This is a genomic window from Streptomyces sp. KL109B, from assembly GCF_030766935.1.
GTDB lineage: Bacteria > Actinomycetota > Actinomycetes > Streptomycetales > Streptomycetaceae > Streptomyces.
In genome coordinates this window covers 315,067-332,075 of record NZ_JASERL010000001.1, presented here as the reverse complement: position 1 = coordinate 332,075, position 17,009 = coordinate 315,067, and the positions used below count along the sequence as shown (strand labels likewise).

Below are 17,009 nucleotides of genomic sequence, written 5' to 3'. Positions count from 1 at the left end.
GGCACCGCACGGTGCCGCCCCTCTTCACATCCGGTACGCCCGGTTACGCCCCGAGCAGCTTCCGCACCCGGTCCGCCCCCACGGCCAGCAGCAGCGTGGGCAGCCGCGGCCCGGTGTCACGGCCGACGAGCAGGTGGTAGAGCAGCGCGAAGAACGAGCGCTGCGCCACCTTGATCTCCGCCGGCAGCTCCTTCGCGGTGGCGTCGGCGGGGAAGCCGGCCTGCACCTTCGGAACGCCGTACACGTGGTGGGTCAGGCCGTCGAGCGACCAGTGCGAGTCCAGGCCCTCCAGGAGCAGCCGGATGGATTCGCGGCCCTGCTCGTCGAGCGCGGCGAGCGCCTCCGTGTCGGGCTCGGTGCGCACGATGGTGCGGGACTCGGCGGGCACGTACTTGGTGATCCAGGCCTCGGCCTTGTCGAGCCGGGGCCGGACCGTGTCCAGGTCCGTGACGGGGTTCTCCGGGTCGAGCTCGGAGAGGATCCGCTGGGTCTGCTCCTCGTCCCCCGCCGTCACGTCGGCGACGGAGGCCAGCGTGCGGTACGGCAACGGGCGCGGCGTGCGCGGCAGTTCGCGGCCCGCGACGCCGATGGCGCGGCTGTGCGCGGCGGCGTCCGCCGGAAGCACGGTGCCGTCGGCGACCTTGGCGCCGAGCTTGTCCCACTCGTCGTAGAGCCGCTGGATCTCCTGGTCGAAGGCGATCTTGAACGACTGGTTGGGCTTGCGGCGCGCGTACAGCCAGCGCAGCAGCTGCGGCTCCATGATCTGGAGCGCGTCGCTCGGAGTCGGGACCCCGCCCTTGCTCGACGACATCTTGGCCATGCCGCTGATGCCGACGAAGGCGTACATCGGGCCGATGGGCTGCTTGCCGCCGAAGATCCGGCCGACGATCTGGCCGCCGACCTGGAACGACGAACCCGGCGAGGAGTGGTCCACGCCGGACGGCTCGAAGATCACACCCTCGTACGCCCAGCGCATCGGCCAGTCGACCTTCCAGACCAGCTTGCCGCGGTTGAACTCGGTGAGCCGGACCGTCTCCGTGAACTCGTCGAGCGTGCAGGTGTACGTCAGCTCGGTGGTCTCGTCGTCGTACGCGGTGACGGTGGTGAGGTCCTTGCCGCACTGGCCGCAGAACGGCTTGTACGGGTAGTAGCCGCCCGCGCCGCCGCTGCCGTCGTCCTCGGACGCGGCGCCTGAGCCCTCGGCGGCCTCCAACTCGGCCTCGTCCAGCTGCTTCTGCTGCTTCTTGGCCGGGGCCTTCTTCGTGCGGTACTGCTCCAGGATCGCGTCGATGTCGGCGCGGTGCTTCATGGCGTGCAGGATCTGCTCGCGGTACGTACCGGCCTGGTACTGCTCGGTCTGGCTGATGCCGTCGAACTCGACGCCGAGGTCGGCGAGGGCCTCGATCATGGCGGCCTTGAAGTGCTCCGCCCAGTTCGGGTACGCGGAGCCCTCCGGGGCCGGGACCGAGGTCAGCGGCTTGCCGATGTGGTCGGCCCAGCTCTTGTCGGTGCCGGGGATGCCGAGCGGGACCTTGCGGTACCGGTCGTAATCGTCCCAGGAGATGAGGTGCCTGACCTCGTACCCGCGGCGGCGGATCTCGTCGGCGACCAGGTGCGGGGTCATGACCTCGCGGAGGTTGCCGAGGTGGATCGGTCCCGACGGGGAGAGGCCGGAGGCGACGACGACCGGTTTGCCGGGGGCACGGCGCTCGGACTCGGCGATGACATCGTCCGCGTATCGGGAGACCCAGTCCTGGGTCTCCGCGCCTGTGCTCTGGGCCACGATCGGTTGTCCCTCTCTACGAAATCGGGGTGGCGGTTGCAGTGCCGCCACCCCCATTCTCCCAGCTTCCCGGCGCTGAACGAAAACCCGTTTGTGCCCCCGTGGGATACTGGCCGTGATTCCCAGCTCACCCCGACCAGAACGGCAGCCCCTACATGGCCCCGGTCAAGTCCATCACCGCCAACGTCAACGCAACGCTCGCCGACGCCCTGACTTCCGCCCTGCCGGAGGCCGGCGGCGCGGACCCGCTGCTGCGACGTAGCGACCGGGCCGACTACCAGGCCAACGGGATCCTGGCCCTCGCCAAGAAGGCGAAGGCGAACCCGAGGGAGCTCGCCACCCAGGTCGTCGACAAGATCGTCACCGGCGAGCTGCTCGCCGGCGTCGAGGTCTCGGGCCCCGGCTTCCTGAACGTCACGGTCACCGACAAGGCGATCACCGAGACGCTCGCCGCCCGCGCCGCCGACACGGACCGGCTCGGCGTGCCGCTGAAGGAGCGGCCGGGCACCACGGTCATCGACTACGCGCAGCCGAACGTGGCGAAGGAGATGCACGTCGGCCACCTGCGGTCCGCCGTGATCGGTGACGCGCTGCGCGGCATGCTCGACTTCACCGGCGAGAAGACGATCGGCCGGCACCACATCGGCGACTGGGGCACGCAGTTCGGCATGCTCATCCAGTACGTGATCGAGCACCCGGACGAGCTCCCGGCGGCCGGTACGGACGCCGACGGCGAGCAGGCCATGTCGACGCTGAACCGGATCTACAAGGCCTCGCGCGCCGTCTTCGACGCGGACGAGGACTTCAAGGAGCGGGCCCGCAAGCGGGTCGTCGCCCTCCAGTCCGGCGACAAGGAGACCCTCGACCTGTGGCAGCGGTTCGTCGACGAGTCGAAGGTCTACTTCTACTCGGTCTTCGAGAAGCTCGACATGGAGATCCGGGACGACGAGATCGTCGGCGAGTCCGCGTACAACGACGGCATGCCGGAGACGGCCCGCATCCTTGAGGAGTCCGGTGTCGCCGTGCGCTCCGAGGGCGCGCTCGTCGTCTTCTTCGACGACATCAAGGGCAAGGACGACCAGCCGGTGCCGCTGATCGTGCAGAAGGCGGACGGTGGCTTCGGCTACGCGGCGTCCGACCTGACGGCGATCCGCAACCGCGTCCAGGACCTCGACGCGACGTCGCTGCTCTACGTGGTGGACGTGCGCCAGTCCCTGCACTTCAAGATGGTCTTCGAGACGGCGCGGCGCGCGGGCTGGCTGTCCGACGACGTGAGTGCGCACAACATGGCGTACGGCACGGTGCTCGGCGCGGACGGCAAGCCGTTCAAGACGCGTGCGGGCGAGACGGTGCGCCTGGAGGACCTGCTCGACGAGGCGGTGCAGCGTGCCGCCGAGGTCGTACGGGAGAAGGCGCGGGACCTCACCGAGGCCGAGATCCAGGAGCGGGCCGCGCAGGTCGGCATCGGCGCCGTGAAGTACGCGGACCTGTCGACGTCGGCGAACCGGGACTACAAGTTCGACCTGGACCAGATGGTGTCGCTGCACGGCGACACGTCGGTGTACCTCCAGTACGCGTACGCCCGTATCCAGTCGATCCTGCGCAAGGCGGGGGACACCGCGCCGGCCGCGCACCCGGAGCTCGAACTCGCCCCGGCGGAGCGGGCGTTGGGTCTACACCTGGACGCGTTCGGCGACCTGGTCTTCGAGGCGGCCGCGGAGTACGCGCCGCACAAGCTGGCGGCGTACCTGTACCAGCTGGCCTCGCTGTACACGTCGTTCTACGACAAGTGCCCGGTCCTGAAGGCGGATTCGACGGAGCAGGTGGCCAACCGCCTCTTCCTGTGCGACCTGACGGCGCGGACGCTGCACCGGGGCATGGCGCTGCTCGGCATCCGGACGCCCGAGAAGCTCTGACGAACACGGCACGAGGGGCCCCGCACCGGCAGGTGCGGGGCCCCTCGTCCGTCCCGGTTCAGCAGGTCGCGTTGAACTCCTTGAACGCGGCCCTGGTCTTCGGTCCGGCGATGCCGTCGGTGGCGCCGGCGTTGTAGCCGAGGTCGTTCAGGTACCACTGCAGCGCCTTGACCGTCTTCTTGCCGACGACGCCGTCGACGGTGCCCGCCTTGTAGCCCTGCGCGTTGTCACGGTTGAACATCTTCTGCGCGGCCTTCCAGCTCTGGGTGCCCAGCTTTCCGTCCCGCGTACCGGGGTTGAAGCCCTGGCCGTCCAGCCAGCACTGCCAGTTCTTGGCGCGCGCCTTGCTCAGGCCGAGGTTGTTCACCGCCTGCGTGCTCACGTCGGCGGTGGCCGTGGTCCGCTGGGCGGGCGGGGCCGCGACGGCGGTACCGGTGGCCGCGACTCCGCCTGCGGCGAGACCGGCGACGGCGGTGGCGGCGACGAGCGTGCGGGTCATGAGGTTCGGTCGCATGATGCGTCCCCCTGTGTGGTTCGGGCCCGGTCGCTCCGGGCCGACACCACGAGATTGCGGGGCGAGCGGGGCGCCCGGCCACGGTTCCCCGCCAGGTGACGCCCCGACGGGACGTCCCGCGCCCTGACCTGCGGGGACGTGCCCGTCCCTGAGGCCGTGGCGGGACGCGTGGGTCAGGCCAGCTCGGGCCAGCCGCGCCGGAACCGGTCGAAGGCGGCGACCAGGGATTCGCGTGGAGCGTCGTCGGTGGCGACGAGGTCGGGGAGTTCGAGGAAGTAGCGGGCGAAGAGGCGCAGCGCGACGTCGTCCGCCGCCAGGTCCGCCACCTCCTCCGCGACGACCTCCGCGAGCGCGTCCTCGCACTCCACCCACAGCGTGCGCGCATGCCGCCGCAGCGCGGGCGTCGTGACGACGAGGTCGAGCCTGCGCCGGAACTCGTTGTCGAGGTCGTCGGAGAACATGCCGCGCCCGGCCATGAACGCGTGCAGCGCGTCCAGCACGGACACCCCCTCGCCGCGCTCGCGCACCGCGACCGCCAGGGACGCCTTGCGCTCCTCGCTGTCACCGAGGATCAGCGCCTCCTTCCCGCCGGGGAAGTGCGCGAACAGCGTGGTCAGCGCGGTGTCGGCGGCGGCAGCGACCTCCGCGACCTTGACGTTGTCGTAGCCCCGCTCCAGGAAGAGCCGCAGCGCCGCCTCGGAGAGCGCCTTGCGGGTGGCGGCCTTCTTGCGCTCGCGGCGGCCAGGGGTCTGCTGCGTCTGCGTCATGCCTCCACGATAACGGCCAAGCCCTATCCACTTCAAAGTCGTAGCGATTGCGTTTTCGTAGTCACTATGGTTTTCTCGAATGGAAGGTCGTCACCGAACCGGAAGGAGCCCGCCATGACGTCCACGCACACAGCCCCCGCCCCTACGACGGGAGCGGGCACCCTCTCCAAGGCCGCCTTCTGGGTGGTCCTCGCGCTCGTCCTGCTGGCCGACGCGCTCGACATGATCGACTCGACGGTCACCAACATCGCGGCGCCGACGATCGTCGCCGACATCGGTGGCGGCGAGGCCCTGGTCAAATGGCTCGGCTCGGCGTACGCGCTGGCGATGGGCGTCCTGCTCGTCATCGGAGGCCGGCTCGGCGACAAGTACGGTCAGCGCCGGCTCTTCCTGATCGGCATGACGGGCTTCACGCTCGCCTCCGCGCTCGCGGGCCTCTCCCCCGACCCGGCGCTGCTGATCGTGGCCCGCGTGCTCCAGGGCGCGTTCGGCGCGCTGCTCATCCCGCAGGGCATGGCGATCATGACGCGGAACTTCTCGCGGGAGCAGATGAGCAAGGCGTTCGCCCTGTTCGGCCCGCTGCTCGGGCTTTCGTCGGTCGGCGGCCCGATCCTGGCCGGTTTCCTGATCGACGCCGACATCGCGGGCCTGACCTGGCGGCCCATCTTCCTGATCAACCTGATCCTCGGCACGGTCGGTGTGCTCGCGGCGGCGCGGCTGCTGCCGCGCGACGAAGGGGACCGTACGGTCACGGTCGACACCCGCGGTTCCGTGCTCCTCGCCGCGACGATGTTCGGCCTGATGCTGGGCCTCATCGAGGGCTCGACGAGCGGCTGGGGCCCGCTCGCCGTCGGCGCGCTCGTGGCGGGGCTGCTGTTCCTGGCGCTGTTCCTGCGCCGCCAGCGCACGGCCGCCGAGCCTCTCATCAAGCCGTCCCTGCTGCACAACAAGGGCTTCACCTCGGCCCTGATCCTCGGCCTGCTGTTCTTCGCGGTGACGTCCGGGCTGATCTACGTGATCTCGCTGTTCATGCAGCAGGCGCTGGGCGCGGCTCCCGCGGACGCGGCGCTCGGGCTGCTGCCGCTGACCCTCGGCATCATCGTCGCGGCGTTCGCCACGATGGGCGGCCTGACGAAGAAGCTCGGCCGGAACGTGGTGACGCTGGGCCTGCTCCTCACGCTCGCGGGCGGCGCGTGGCTGCTGGTCCTCGTCGTCGCGCAGGGCACGACCGTCTCGCTGGCGGCGCTGGCGCCCGCGGTCTTCCTCACCGGTCTCGGCATGGGCTGCTGCTTCGGCACGGTCTTCGACTTCGCCCTCGGCGACGTGTCGGCGGACGAGGCGGGCAGCGCGTCCGGCTCCCTCACCGCGATCCAGCAGCTCGCCAACGGCATCGGCTCGGCGGTCGTCACCACGGTCTACTTCCACGCGGGCGCACCGGCCCACGCGATGACGGTCTCCCTGATCGTGGTCCTGGTGGTGACGGCGGTGTGCCTGCCGGTGGCGCGGCTGCTGCCCTCTCGGGCGCCGGAGGAGCCGCACGGCCACTGAGCCGCCCCGGGCGAGGCGTACCGGCCCGGCCTGACAGGCTCTTCCCATGCCGCACGCAGCCGAAGCCGCCGAACTCGCCACCCGCGCAAGGGCCCTGGCCACCCGCCAGGGCCCCCGGCGCGTCCTCGGTATCGCGGGCCCGCCCGGCGCGGGCAAGACCACCCTCGCCGAAACCCTGGTCCGCGCCCTGGACGGCCTGGCGGTCCTCGTCCCGATGGACGGATTCCACCTGGCCGACGCGGAACTCGCCCGCCTCGGCCGCGCCGACCGCAAGGGCGCGCCGGACACCTTCGACACGTACGGATACGCGGCCCTGCTCGCCCGCCTCCGTACCCCGAACCCGCACGAGACGGTCTACGCCCCGTCCTTCGAACGGGACTTGGAGCAGCCCCTGGCCGGCGCCCTGCCCATCTCCCCCACCACGCCCCTGGTCGTCACTGAAGGCAACTACCTGCTCCTCGACGAGGAACCGTGGTCGACGGCCGTCCGCCCGCTCCTCGACGAGGTGTGGTGGGTGGACCTGGACGACGAGACCCGCGTGCGCCGGCTGATCGCCCGGCACGTCGAGTTCGGCAAGTCCCCCGCCCACGCCCGCGCGTGGGTGCTGCGCTCCGACGAGGCGAACGCCCGCCGCGTGGCCTCCGGCCGGACCCGGGCCGACGTCGTCGTCGACGTGCCGGCGCACTGACCCGGCGGAGGGGCCTCAGTCGCCGAACGCCAGCCGCACCCCGAACGCGGCCACGACCGTCCCGGTCACCCGGTCGAGCACCCGCCGCGCCCGCGGCCTGCTGAGCCAGCCGCGCAGCAGCCGGGCGCAGCCGATCAGCACGCTCGCCCACACCAGGCCGAGCGCGATGTGGACGCCCGTCAGCGCGAGCCCCATCCCGAAGTGGCCGGTGCCGGGCGGAATGAACTGCGGCAGCATCGCCACGTAGAAGGCGCCCATCTTCGGGTTGAGCAGATTGGTGAGCGTGCCCTGCCGCCAGCCGCCGAGCATCGAGTCCGGGGCCCGCGCGAAGGCGTCGTCCTCCTGGACGTCCTCCGCGCCCCGGCGCCGGAACGTGTCGCGCAGCATCCGCGCGCCCATCCACACCAGGTACGCGGCGCCGGCCCAGCGCAGGATCTCGTACGCGATGTGGGACGCGGTCAGCAGCGCCGTCACGCCGAGCGAGGTGAGGGCGCCCCACAGCAGGGTGCCCGTCTGAATGCCGAGGACGACGCCCCAGGCCCGCCGGCGGCGGCCGACGGCGGAGGTGCGCAGGATGAGGGCGGTGTCGAGACCGGGAGTGAGAGTCAGCAGCCCTACGACCAGGGCGAAGGACCAGAGTGCGGTGCTTATTGCCATGGAATGCCAGTGTAACCGACGCCCCTGACAGCCCTCCCGGCCCCTCCGGCCGTACCCGTCCTGCCCGCGCCCTACCGGCGCAGCTCCCCCTTCACCACCTTCCCGCTCGCGTTGCGCGGCAGGTCGCCCACGAACGTGACCTCCCTCGGCACCTTGTAGTTCGCCATCTCGCGGCGCGACCACGCCATCAGGTCGTCGGCGGTCACCGTGGCCCCCGGCCTGCGCACCACATACGCCTTCCCGACCTCGCCGAGCCGCCCGTCGGGCACCCCGACCACGGCGACGTCGGCGACCTCGGGGTGCAGGCCCAGCAGTTGCTCTATCTCGGCGGGGTAGGCGTTGAAGCCGCCGACGATGAACATGTCCTTGATGCGGTCGGTGATCCGCAGATAGCCCTGCTCGTCCAGGACGCCGACGTCGCCGGTGTGCAGCCAGCCGTCCGCCGTGACGGCCTCCGCGGTGGCGGCCGGGTCCTCGAAGTACTCGCGCATGACGTTGAAGCCGCGGACCATGACCTCGCCGGGCTCGCCGGGACCGGCCGAATCGACGCGGACCTCCGTGCCGGGGATCGCCCGCCCCGACGTCGCCGCGATCAGCTCGGCCGGGTCGCCGCGGCGGCACATCGACACGATGCCGCTCGCCTCCGAAAGCCCGTACGCGGTCAGGACGGTGTCCACGCCCAGCTCCCCGCGCAACCGCTCCACCAGCCGCAACGGCACGACCGCCGCGCCGGTGACGACGAGCCGCAGCGCCGACAGGTCGTGGCTGTCGCGGGAGGGGTGGTCGAGGAGGGACTGGTGCAGGGTGGGCGGGCCCGGCAGGACCGAGATGCGCTCGGACGCGATGTTCGCGAGGGCCGTGTCCACGTTGAAGACGGGCTGCGGGATCATCGTCGCGCCCCGCATCAGGCAGGCGAGGACGCCCGCCTTGTAGCCGAACGTGTGGAAGAACGGGTTCACGATCAGATAGCGGTCGCCCTCGCGCAGGCCCGCGAGCTCGGACCAGATCTCGTAGCCGCGCAGGGTCTGGGCGTGGGTGATGACCGCGCCCTTGGGCCGCCCCGTCGTACCGGACGTGAAGATGATGTCCGAGGGGTCGGACGAGGTGACGCCCGCCGACCGCGCACGCACCTCCCCCGCGCCGACCTTGTCGCCGCCCGCGAGGAACTCCTTCCAGGTCCGGTACCCGGGCGCGTCCGGCGCGCTGTCCGCGAACACCACCACCTCTTCCAGGTGCGGGAGTTCGGCCCCCGCCTCCTGCGCGCGGCGCAGCGAAGCGACGTACGAGGTCCCGAGGAACGTCCCCGTGACGAAGAGGAGCCGGGCCCGCGAGCGGGCGAGGATATCGGCGGCCTCGGCGCCCTTGAAGCGGGTGTTGAGCGGTACGAGGACGGCTCCCGCGCTCACCGCGCCGAGCGCCGAGACGATCCAGTCCAGCGTGTTCGGAGCCCAGATCGCGACCCGGTCGCCGGTCTCCACCCCCGCCGCCATGCACGCCGCGGCGGCCCGTTCGACACGTTCGCCGAGTTCGGCGTACGAGATCCGGGTGCGGCCCTCGACGACGGCCTCGTGCTCGCCGTACCGTTCGGCCGCGTCCCGCACCAGCTCCGGGACCGTTCCCCACTCGGCATCCGTACGCATCGAACGACCTCCCACAACGCCGTAGCTGACTATCCGTCAGATTAGCTGTAGCCTGACGCGCTGTCAGCAGACGGGATTCACGTATTGGGGGCGTGCCCATGTCGGGACTCAAGGACGCGACGGCCATCGTCGGCATCGGACAGACGGCCTTCGCCAAGCAACTCCCGGAATCCGAGAAGACCTTGGCGTGCCGGGCGATCATCGACGCGCTCGACGACGCGGGGATATCCCCGTCCGAGGTGGACGCCTTCGCCTCCTACACGATGGAGGAGACGGACGAGGTCGAGGTGGCCAAGGCCATCGGCGCCGGCGACGTCACCTTCTTCTCCAAGGTCGGTTACGGGGGCGGTGGTTCGTGCGCGACGGTCGCGCACCTCGTCGCCGCGATAGCGACGGGCCAGGCGAGCGTCGGCATCGCCTGGCGCTCCAGGAAGCGCGGCTCGGGGCCCCGCCCCTGGAAGAACACGGCCGTTCAACTCCCCACCCCCGCCCAGTGGACCCGCCCCTACGGACTGCTCCGCCCGGCCGACGAGATCGGCATGCTGGCCCGCCGCTACATGCACGAGTACGGCGCGACCCGCGACCACCTCTTCAACGTCGCGCTCGCCTGCCGCAACCGGGCCAACCAGAATCCGGCCGCGATGATGTACGAGCGCCCCATGACCCGCGACAGCTACATGACCTCGCGCTGGATCAGCGAACCGCTCTGCCTCTTCGACAACTGCCTCGAAACGGACGGCGCGTTGGCCTGCGTCATCGTCTCCGCCGAGCGCGCCCGCGACTGCCGCCAGAAGCCGGTCTACGTGCACTCGGCGGCGCAGGGCCTGCCCGCCCAGCACCACGGCATGGTCAACTACTGGAACGACGACCCGCTGACGGGCCCGGCCTGGACGGCGGCCCGCCACCTCTGGAAGAACGCGGACGTCACACCCGAGGACGTCGACGTCGCCCAGATCTACGACGCGTTCACCCCGCTCATCCCGCTCTCCCTTGAGGGCTACGGCTTCTGCGGGCGCGGCGAAGGCGCGGCGTTCACGGAGGGCGGCGCCCTCGAAATCGGCGGCCGGCTCCCCATCAACACGGGCGGCGGCGGCCTCTCCGAGGCGTACGTGCACGGCTTCAACCTCATCAACGAGGGCGTGAAACAACTCCGGGGCATCAGCACGGCACAGGTCCCGAACGCGGAGACGTGCCTGGTGACGGCGGGCGAGGGGGTACCCACTTCGGCGCTGTTGCTACGTGCAGGTTGAGAAATTCAAGCCCCTGCGGCGATTGAGCAGCGGGGTCCGGGGCAGCGCCCCGGACCGCAACCACTCTTGACCGAAGGAAAGAGTCATGGCGGACGCGACGACCACCTCCCAACTCCTCACCCCCACCCCCGACGACGACGGCGCCCCCTTCTGGGACTACGCCACCCGCGGTGAGCTCCGCATACAGGCCTGCGCCAACCCGGACTGCGGCGAACTCCGCTTCCCGCCCCGCCCCTGCTGCCCCCACTGCCAGTCCTTCGACAGCGAATGGCGCAGGATGAGCGGCCGCGGCCGCATCTGGTCCTACGTCATCCCGCACCCGCCCCTGCTCCCGGCGTACGCCGCCCAGGCCCCGTACAACGCGATCATCGTCGAACTCGCGGAAGCCCCCCGCATCCGCCTCGTCGGCAACCTGGTCACCAGCGCCGACGCCCCGCTCAACTCCGTCGACCCGAGCCGCCTCAAGATCGGCGCGAAGGTTCAGGTGGTGTTCGCGGAGGTGGACGGCGTGACGGTGCCGCGCTGGGTGCTGGAGCGCTCATGACCCTGCGTACGGAGATCGACAAGGCCACGGGCGTCGCCACGGTCACCCTCGACCGCCCGCACCGCCACAACGCCCTGGACCAGGCGACCGTCGCCGAACTCGCCGCGACCTGGCGGGAGTTCCGCTTCGACGACACCGTACGGGCGATCGTCCTCACCGGCGCCGGCGACCGCGCCTTCTGCACCGGCATCGACCGCGACTGGGACGTCCCGCAGCCGAACTCCCCGTACGCGGCGGACGATCCGCTGCCCATGGTCGGCCCGAAGGCCAACGACCTGTGGAAACCGGTCGTCGCGGCGGTGGGCGGCATGGCCTGCGGCGGCGCCTTCTACCTCATCGGCGAATCGGAGTTCGTGATCGCGGACGAGACCGCGACCTTCTTCGACCCGCACACCACGTACGGCATGGTCAACGCCTTCGAATCGATCTACCTCGCCCAGCGGATGCCCCCGGGAGAGGTGGCGCGGCTCGCGCTCATGGGCTCGGCGGAGCGGATGTCGGCGCGGCGGGCGTACGAGACCGGCCTCGTCTCCGAAGTCACCGCTCCCGGCGGGGCGTTGGAGGCGGCGCTGCGGTGCGCCACCACCATCGCCTCGCACCCGACGGAGGCCGTCCAGGGCACGGTGAAGGCGATCTGGACGGCCACCGAGGCCACCCGGGCCCGCGCCTTCGCCCACGCCCCCGACCTGATCAAACTGGGCAACCTGCCGCCGGAGCGCCAGGCGGAACTCTTCAACTCCCGCACTCAAAAAGGAGGGTTCAGGGTGCGATGACCGCTTCGGGGTCGACATCGCAGTGGTCGACCTTGGCGGCGAGATCCTCGCTGCCGACGTTCACCGCGGTGGTCAGCGTGGCCTTCCCGCGCACCTCGACCTCGTGGCGCCTGGAGGTCAGCTTGGCGCCGTGCGCGTCGAGAAAGGCAGCCTGGACGACGAACGTCGCGCGCTCGGTGTTGGGGTTGGTGACCTCGACGGTCGCGTACGTGTCCTTCGCGTCGGCGCACCGGACCAGCTTCACCTTGGCGTCCCGCAACGTACTCGGGATCGGGGCCGAGTCCGCGTCCGAGTCCGACCCGCCCCCGGTGCTCCCGCCGTCGTCGTAGTCGTAGTCGTCGTCGCTGTCGTAGTCGTCGTCGCTGTCGTAGTCGTCGCTGTCGTAGTCGTGCCGCTGCGACGAGCTGCTGCACCCGCCCCCACCGCCGCCACGGCTCTTGGAATGCCCGTGGCTCCGCCCGGTGGTGAACCCTGTGAGGGCCACCACCACCAACGTCGCCACCGCTGTCAACTTCAGCCCCCGTGTCATCACGCGGGGACCCTATCGGCCTTATCGTCGGCGTGGGACCCGAATTCAAGCCCTTGCGGCGATTGAGCAGCGGGACCCGAATTCAAGCCCCTGCGGCGATTGAGCAGCGGGGCCCGGGGCAGCGCCCCGCGACGTCCACCGACCCGACGTCCACCGGCCCGACGCCTACCGACTCGTCCCGGTCCCCTTCTCCGCGTCCAACGCGTACACGCACCGGTCCTTGCTGCACGCGTACACCACCCCGTCCCGCACGACCGGCGTCCCCGTGATCTCGCCGCCCGTGGCGAGCTTCCACCGCAGCCGTCCGTCGTCGGCCTTCAGCGTGTAGAGGAGGTGGTCCGTGGAGCCGAAGTGGATGCGGCCGTCCGCGACCACGGGCGCGCCGACGATCTCGCCGCCCGCCTGGAAGCGCCACTTCGGGGTGCCGGTCACGGCGTCGAGCGTGTAGAGGCCCTGGCCACTGCCGACGTGCACGTGTCCCTGCGCGACAAGGACCGGGTCGACCGACGAGGGCCGCGCCTCCGTGGCGATGCGCCAGCGGTCCCGGCCGTCCGTGGCGTCGAGCGCGTACACGGTGCCGAGGTGGTCGACGAGGTAGACGCCGCCACCCGTGACCGCGGGGCCCGGCGCGAAGGCGGGCGCGCTCAGGAACACGGCGGGCGCCTCGAAGTGCCACCGCACGTGCCCGGACGCGACGTCCACCGCCAGCACCCGCGTCCCCGCGGCCACGTACACGTAGCCGTCGGACGCGGGCGTCAGGCGCATCGGAACGCCTCCGCAGGAGGCCGCGTCGCCGATCGGGTACGACCAGCGCTCGTCCCCCGTACGGGCGTCGAGGGCGCGCAGCCGCGCGTCCTGCCATACGTAGACCGTGCCCTCGTGCAGGACGGGCCCGGCCTCGGCGGCCTCGAAGTCGGTCTGGCAGCCGGTGATCTCCCACAGGATGTCGCCGCTCGCGGCCTCCCGGGCCTGGACGCCGCCACCCCGCGTGGCGGTGACGACGGTGCCCCGGTCGGCCTGGAGGGCGTACACCCAGGCGTCGGTCTGGATGCGCCACTGGTCGGCGCCGTCGCGGGCGTCGAGGGCCCACAGGGTGGGGCCGTCGGAGGCGTGGATGCGGCCGTCGGCGACGGCCATGGACCAGGCGACGTCGCGGGTCTTGAAGCGGCGCCGCCCGGTGGCCACGTCCAGGACGTGCACCTCGAACGACGTGACGTAGACGAGGTCGCCCGCCACGGCGGGCGTGCCCCACACGTCGTTCGACATGCGGAAGCGCCAGGGCCGCCAGGCGGCCGCGCCCTCGGCGACGGAGGGGGCGGGCACGACGGGTTCGTGGGAGCCGTTCACGGCGGGCTTGGCGCGGGACCAGGAGCCGGCGAGGCCGGACTCGGCGGGCGGCGCCTTCACGGCGGCGGCACGGGCGTCGGCGACGCGCGGCCCCGGGCCGATCGGCACCTGCGCCCCGGCGAGGTGCACGGGCCCGTCGGCGACGAGGCTCTGCCCCACGGGCTGCGGCGAGTGCCGCCACCCGTCGGAGGAGACCGGGGACTGCGGCGGGGCGGGCGGCTGCGAGGGCATCGCCGGAATGGGAGCGCCACCCGGACCACCGTTCGGACCAGCCGGGCCACCGTTCGGACCAGCCGGGCCACCGTTCGCCGCACCCGTACCCGGCGCCCGGTTCGTCGGCGGCTTCGGTGCGGGACGGCCCCCGCGCCGCGACTCGATCAGCGCCACGGACCGCTCGGGCAGCCACGCGGACGCGGTCCCGCTGTCGTCGCTGCCCGCACCGAACAGATGCGGCGCGAGCTGCGCCTGGAGGTCGGCGGGCGAAGGCCGCTGGGCCCCTTCCATTTGCATGCACGCTTCGAGCAGCGGCCGCAGCTCCTCCGGGAGGCCCTCCAGGTCCGGCCCCTCCCTCAGCAGCATGAACACGGTCTCGACGGGGTTGGCCCCGTGGAACGGCGCGTGCCCGGTCGCCGCGAAGACGAGGGTCGACCCCAGCGAGAAGACATCGCTCGCGCCCGTGACGCTCCGCGAGTCCTTCGCCTGCTCGGGCGACATGTACGCGGGGGTGCCCACGGCGACGTTCGTCATGGTCAGCCGCGTATTGGAGACCCCGGACGCGATGCCGAAGTCGATGACGCGCGGGCCGTCCTCGACCACCAGCACGTTCGACGGCTTCAGGTCGCGGTGCACAAGGCCCGCGCCGTGAATCGACTGCAACGCCTCCGCCACACCCGCCGCGAGCCAGCGCACCGCCTGGGCCGGCAGCGGCCCGGTCTCGTTCACTATTTCTTCGAGGGAGGGCGCCGGTACGTACGCGGTGGCGAGCCAGGGCACGGCGGCGCGCGGGTCGGCGTCGACGACGGCGGCCGTGTAGAAACCGGACACCGCCCGGGCCGCCTCGACCTCACGCGTGAATCGGACCCGGAACAGCTGGTCCTCGGCGAGTTCCGTCCGCACCGTCTTGATCGCCACGCGTCGGCCCGATGCCGAGCGCGCCAGATAGACCAGACCCATGCCGCCCGCGCCGAGCCGTCCAAGGACCTCGAACGGACCGATCCGCCTCGGATCGTGCTGCGTCAGCTGATCCACCACTTGCCTGCCACCTCCCCGTACGGGCCACCGCACTTACGGCCCCCGTCAGCGTCTCACCACCGAAGCGCCCCGGCGGCACGCACCCCGATTCTTCCTGTCCCGGCCCTCAGTTGCGAACCTCGGGTCAAAACGGGATGTCTAGGGATATTCGCCCCTTGCTCACCCGGCTCTCGGGCCTGGGCCCGCGTGCTTTGGCCCTCGCGCTTCAGTGCTCCGGCTGCTCGCACACCGCGAACACCGCCCCTTGATCATCCTCGATCACGGCGCCCCGCCCGTACGAGGTGGGGTGCGGACCCGTCCGCACCCGCCCGCCGAGCCGGGCCGCGGCCGCCGCGGTGACGTCGACGTCGGCGCACCCGAAGTACAGCAGGAACCACCCGGGCCCCGCGTCGACGACCCTGCGGCGGACCGCCCCCGCGAAGGCGCCCTCCTCGAATACGGAGGCGTGGAAGGTTTCGCTCACCGCGGCGTCCGGTGTCAGCAATTCGGCGCCGCGGAACGCTCCGGGCCCGCCCACCCGCTCGAACCCCCGGTGGCTCCCCGCCTGCCGCAGCACGAACGCCGCCCCCTCCGGCCCCCGCGCGAGCGCCACCGTCGCCTCCGTCCCGCCCGGCAGCGGCCCCGCCACGATGTGCCCGCCCGCCGCGAAGACCCGCTCCGCGGCGGCGTACGCGTCGCGCACCGCGAGGTGCACCCGCCACTGGGCGCCGCGGCCCGCGGGGGCGAGGGCGGCGACGGCGCGGTCCCGGCTGTAGGCCGTCGTGTAGTAGGCGCGCTCGGCGCCCGCGCCCTCGTCGAAGGTCCAGCCGAGGAGGTCGCCGTAGAACCGCTTGCCCGCCTCGACGTCCGCGAGCCGGGCATCGGCCCAGCACGGAGCCCCTTCGGGAAACAGCGGAGCCCGTGCGGGAATCATGCGCGCCACGCTAGCCAGGGCACCAGGCACCCCGTACTTGAAATTCGAACGTTTGGCCAATTCCCGCCGGTCACGGCGCGTCATTTGACCGGAGGCCAGGACCCCCAACCCCATTTGCAGTCGGCCAGATCGCGCTCCGATCACCCCTCGGTAAGCTGACGGCATGACAGGACAAGTACGGACCGTCGACGGCCGCGTGGCCGGACGGCGTGGTCAGGCAACACGTCAGAAGCTGCTCGACTGCCTCGGCGAGATGCTCAGCTCCTCGCCCTATCGGGACGTCAAAGTCATTGATGTCGCGCGAAAGGCGGGCACTTCGCCCGCGACCTTCTACCAGTATTTCCCGGACGTCGAGGGCGCCGTCCTGGAGATCGCCGACCAAGTGGCCACCGAGGGCGCCGGGTTGACCGAACTGGTCGCCGACCGCTCCTGGGTCGGCAAGGCCGGCTGGACCACCTCACAGGAACTCGTGGACGGCTTCCTGGAGTTCTGGCGCAAGAACGACGCGATCCTGCGCGTCGTCGACCTCGGCGCGGCCGAGGGCGACAAGCGCTTCTACAAGCTCCGCATGAAGATCCTGAACTCGGTGAACAACTCCCTCGCGGACGCCGTCAAGGACCTTCAGGACAAGGGCAAGGTCGACAAGGACGTGAGCCCGGCCGCGGTCGCCGGTTCGCTCGTCGCGATGCTCGCGGCGGTCGCCTCGCACCAGAGGGGATTCCAGACCTGGGGCGTCAAGCAGGCCGAACTCAAGCCGAATCTGGCCCTGTTGGTGCACTTGGGCGTGACCGGAAAGAAGCCCACGAAGTAGTTCGTTCTTCTCTGGTCCTGTCGTGCAGCGGCGGTTCGCGTGGTGCAACGTGAGCCGCCGCTGGTGCAGTTCACCGTC

Annotated in this window: 15 protein-coding genes; 7 read left to right on the top strand and 8 right to left on the bottom strand. The window is 71.4% G+C overall.

What is annotated here, in order from left to right:
• Positions 1-43 precede the first annotated feature (43 nt).
• Positions 44-1,840 (bottom strand): lysine--tRNA ligase, encoded by a 1,797-nt coding sequence (gene lysS / locus RBJ65_RS01590; RefSeq protein WP_306321172.1) that lies wholly within the window; start codon positions 1,838-1,840, stop codon positions 44-46.
• A gap of 98 nt (positions 1,841-1,938) precedes the next feature.
• Between lysS and argS the strand changes: the two genes are divergently transcribed.
• Complete coding sequence (gene argS, locus RBJ65_RS01585; protein ID WP_306321173.1) at positions 1,939-3,699, top strand: arginine--tRNA ligase; 1,761 nt, start codon at positions 1,939-1,941, stop codon at positions 3,697-3,699.
• Positions 3,700-3,757: 58 nt separating this feature from the next.
• On the opposite strand, the gene RBJ65_RS01580 is transcribed toward argS, so the two are convergent.
• Positions 3,758-4,213 (bottom strand): peptidoglycan-binding domain-containing protein, encoded by a 456-nt coding sequence (locus tag RBJ65_RS01580; protein ID WP_306321174.1) that lies wholly within the window; start codon positions 4,211-4,213, stop codon positions 3,758-3,760.
• Between the two features lie 173 nt (positions 4,214-4,386).
• On the bottom strand, positions 4,387-4,980 hold the full coding sequence (locus tag RBJ65_RS01575; RefSeq protein WP_306321175.1) for a TetR/AcrR family transcriptional regulator: 594 nt from the start codon (positions 4,978-4,980) through the stop codon (positions 4,387-4,389).
• A gap of 114 nt (positions 4,981-5,094) precedes the next feature.
• Between RBJ65_RS01575 and RBJ65_RS01570 the strand changes: the two genes are divergently transcribed.
• Entirely contained in the window at positions 5,095-6,528 is a 1,434-nt protein-coding gene (locus tag RBJ65_RS01570) for an MFS transporter (RefSeq protein WP_306321176.1), read from the top strand.
• Between the two features lie 46 nt (positions 6,529-6,574).
• The gene (locus RBJ65_RS01565) at positions 6,575-7,216 is read left to right on the top strand and encodes a nucleoside/nucleotide kinase family protein (protein ID WP_306321177.1); all 642 of its coding nucleotides are present in this window, start codon (positions 6,575-6,577) and stop codon (positions 7,214-7,216) included.
• A gap of 15 nt (positions 7,217-7,231) precedes the next feature.
• On the opposite strand, the gene RBJ65_RS01560 is transcribed toward RBJ65_RS01565, so the two are convergent.
• Both RBJ65_RS01560 and RBJ65_RS01555 read right to left on the bottom strand, forming a co-directional pair.
• The gene (locus tag RBJ65_RS01560) at positions 7,232-7,873 is read right to left on the bottom strand and encodes a LysE family translocator (protein WP_306321178.1); all 642 of its coding nucleotides are present in this window, start codon (positions 7,871-7,873) and stop codon (positions 7,232-7,234) included.
• 71 nt (positions 7,874-7,944) lie between these two features.
• The gene (locus RBJ65_RS01555; RefSeq protein ID WP_306321179.1) at positions 7,945-9,513 is read right to left on the bottom strand and encodes a FadD3 family acyl-CoA ligase; all 1,569 of its coding nucleotides are present in this window, start codon (positions 9,511-9,513) and stop codon (positions 7,945-7,947) included.
• A gap of 98 nt (positions 9,514-9,611) precedes the next feature.
• Here RBJ65_RS01555 and RBJ65_RS01550 point away from each other — a divergent pair, with 98 nt between their 5' ends.
• From RBJ65_RS01550 to RBJ65_RS01540, 3 genes are all read left to right on the top strand, one after another.
• Positions 9,612-10,763, top strand: a complete 1,152-nt coding sequence (locus RBJ65_RS01550) for a lipid-transfer protein (protein ID WP_306321180.1) — start codon at positions 9,612-9,614, stop codon at positions 10,761-10,763.
• Positions 10,764-10,848: 85 nt separating this feature from the next.
• Entirely contained in the window at positions 10,849-11,307 is a 459-nt protein-coding gene (locus RBJ65_RS01545; RefSeq protein WP_306321181.1) for a Zn-ribbon domain-containing OB-fold protein, read from the top strand.
• Positions 11,304-12,080: an enoyl-CoA hydratase/isomerase family protein gene (locus RBJ65_RS01540; RefSeq protein WP_306321182.1), complete on the top strand. Its 777-nt coding sequence runs from the start codon at positions 11,304-11,306 to the stop codon at positions 12,078-12,080. The genes RBJ65_RS01545 and RBJ65_RS01540 overlap by 4 nt, the downstream gene beginning before the upstream one ends.
• Here the strand turns inward: RBJ65_RS01540 and RBJ65_RS01535 are convergent.
• The 3 genes from RBJ65_RS01535 to RBJ65_RS01525 form a co-directional block, all read right to left on the bottom strand.
• A complete protein-coding gene (locus tag RBJ65_RS01535) occupies positions 12,067-12,609 on the bottom strand; it encodes a hypothetical protein (protein ID WP_306321235.1) in 543 nt (180 codons plus the stop codon). The two genes, RBJ65_RS01540 and RBJ65_RS01535, sit on opposite strands and share 14 nt — an antisense overlap.
• Before the next feature lie 165 nt (positions 12,610-12,774).
• A complete protein-coding gene (locus RBJ65_RS01530; protein ID WP_306321183.1) occupies positions 12,775-15,207 on the bottom strand; it encodes a PQQ-binding-like beta-propeller repeat protein in 2,433 nt (810 codons plus the stop codon).
• A gap of 205 nt (positions 15,208-15,412) precedes the next feature.
• Complete coding sequence (locus RBJ65_RS01525; protein ID WP_306321184.1) at positions 15,413-16,120, bottom strand: VOC family protein; 708 nt, start codon at positions 16,118-16,120, stop codon at positions 15,413-15,415.
• Between the two features lie 163 nt (positions 16,121-16,283).
• On the opposite strand from RBJ65_RS01525, the gene RBJ65_RS01520 reads away from it, so the two are divergent.
• Entirely contained in the window at positions 16,284-16,931 is a 648-nt protein-coding gene (locus RBJ65_RS01520) for a TetR family transcriptional regulator (RefSeq protein ID WP_306321185.1), read from the top strand.
• The last annotated feature ends 78 nt before the right edge of the window (positions 16,932-17,009 follow it).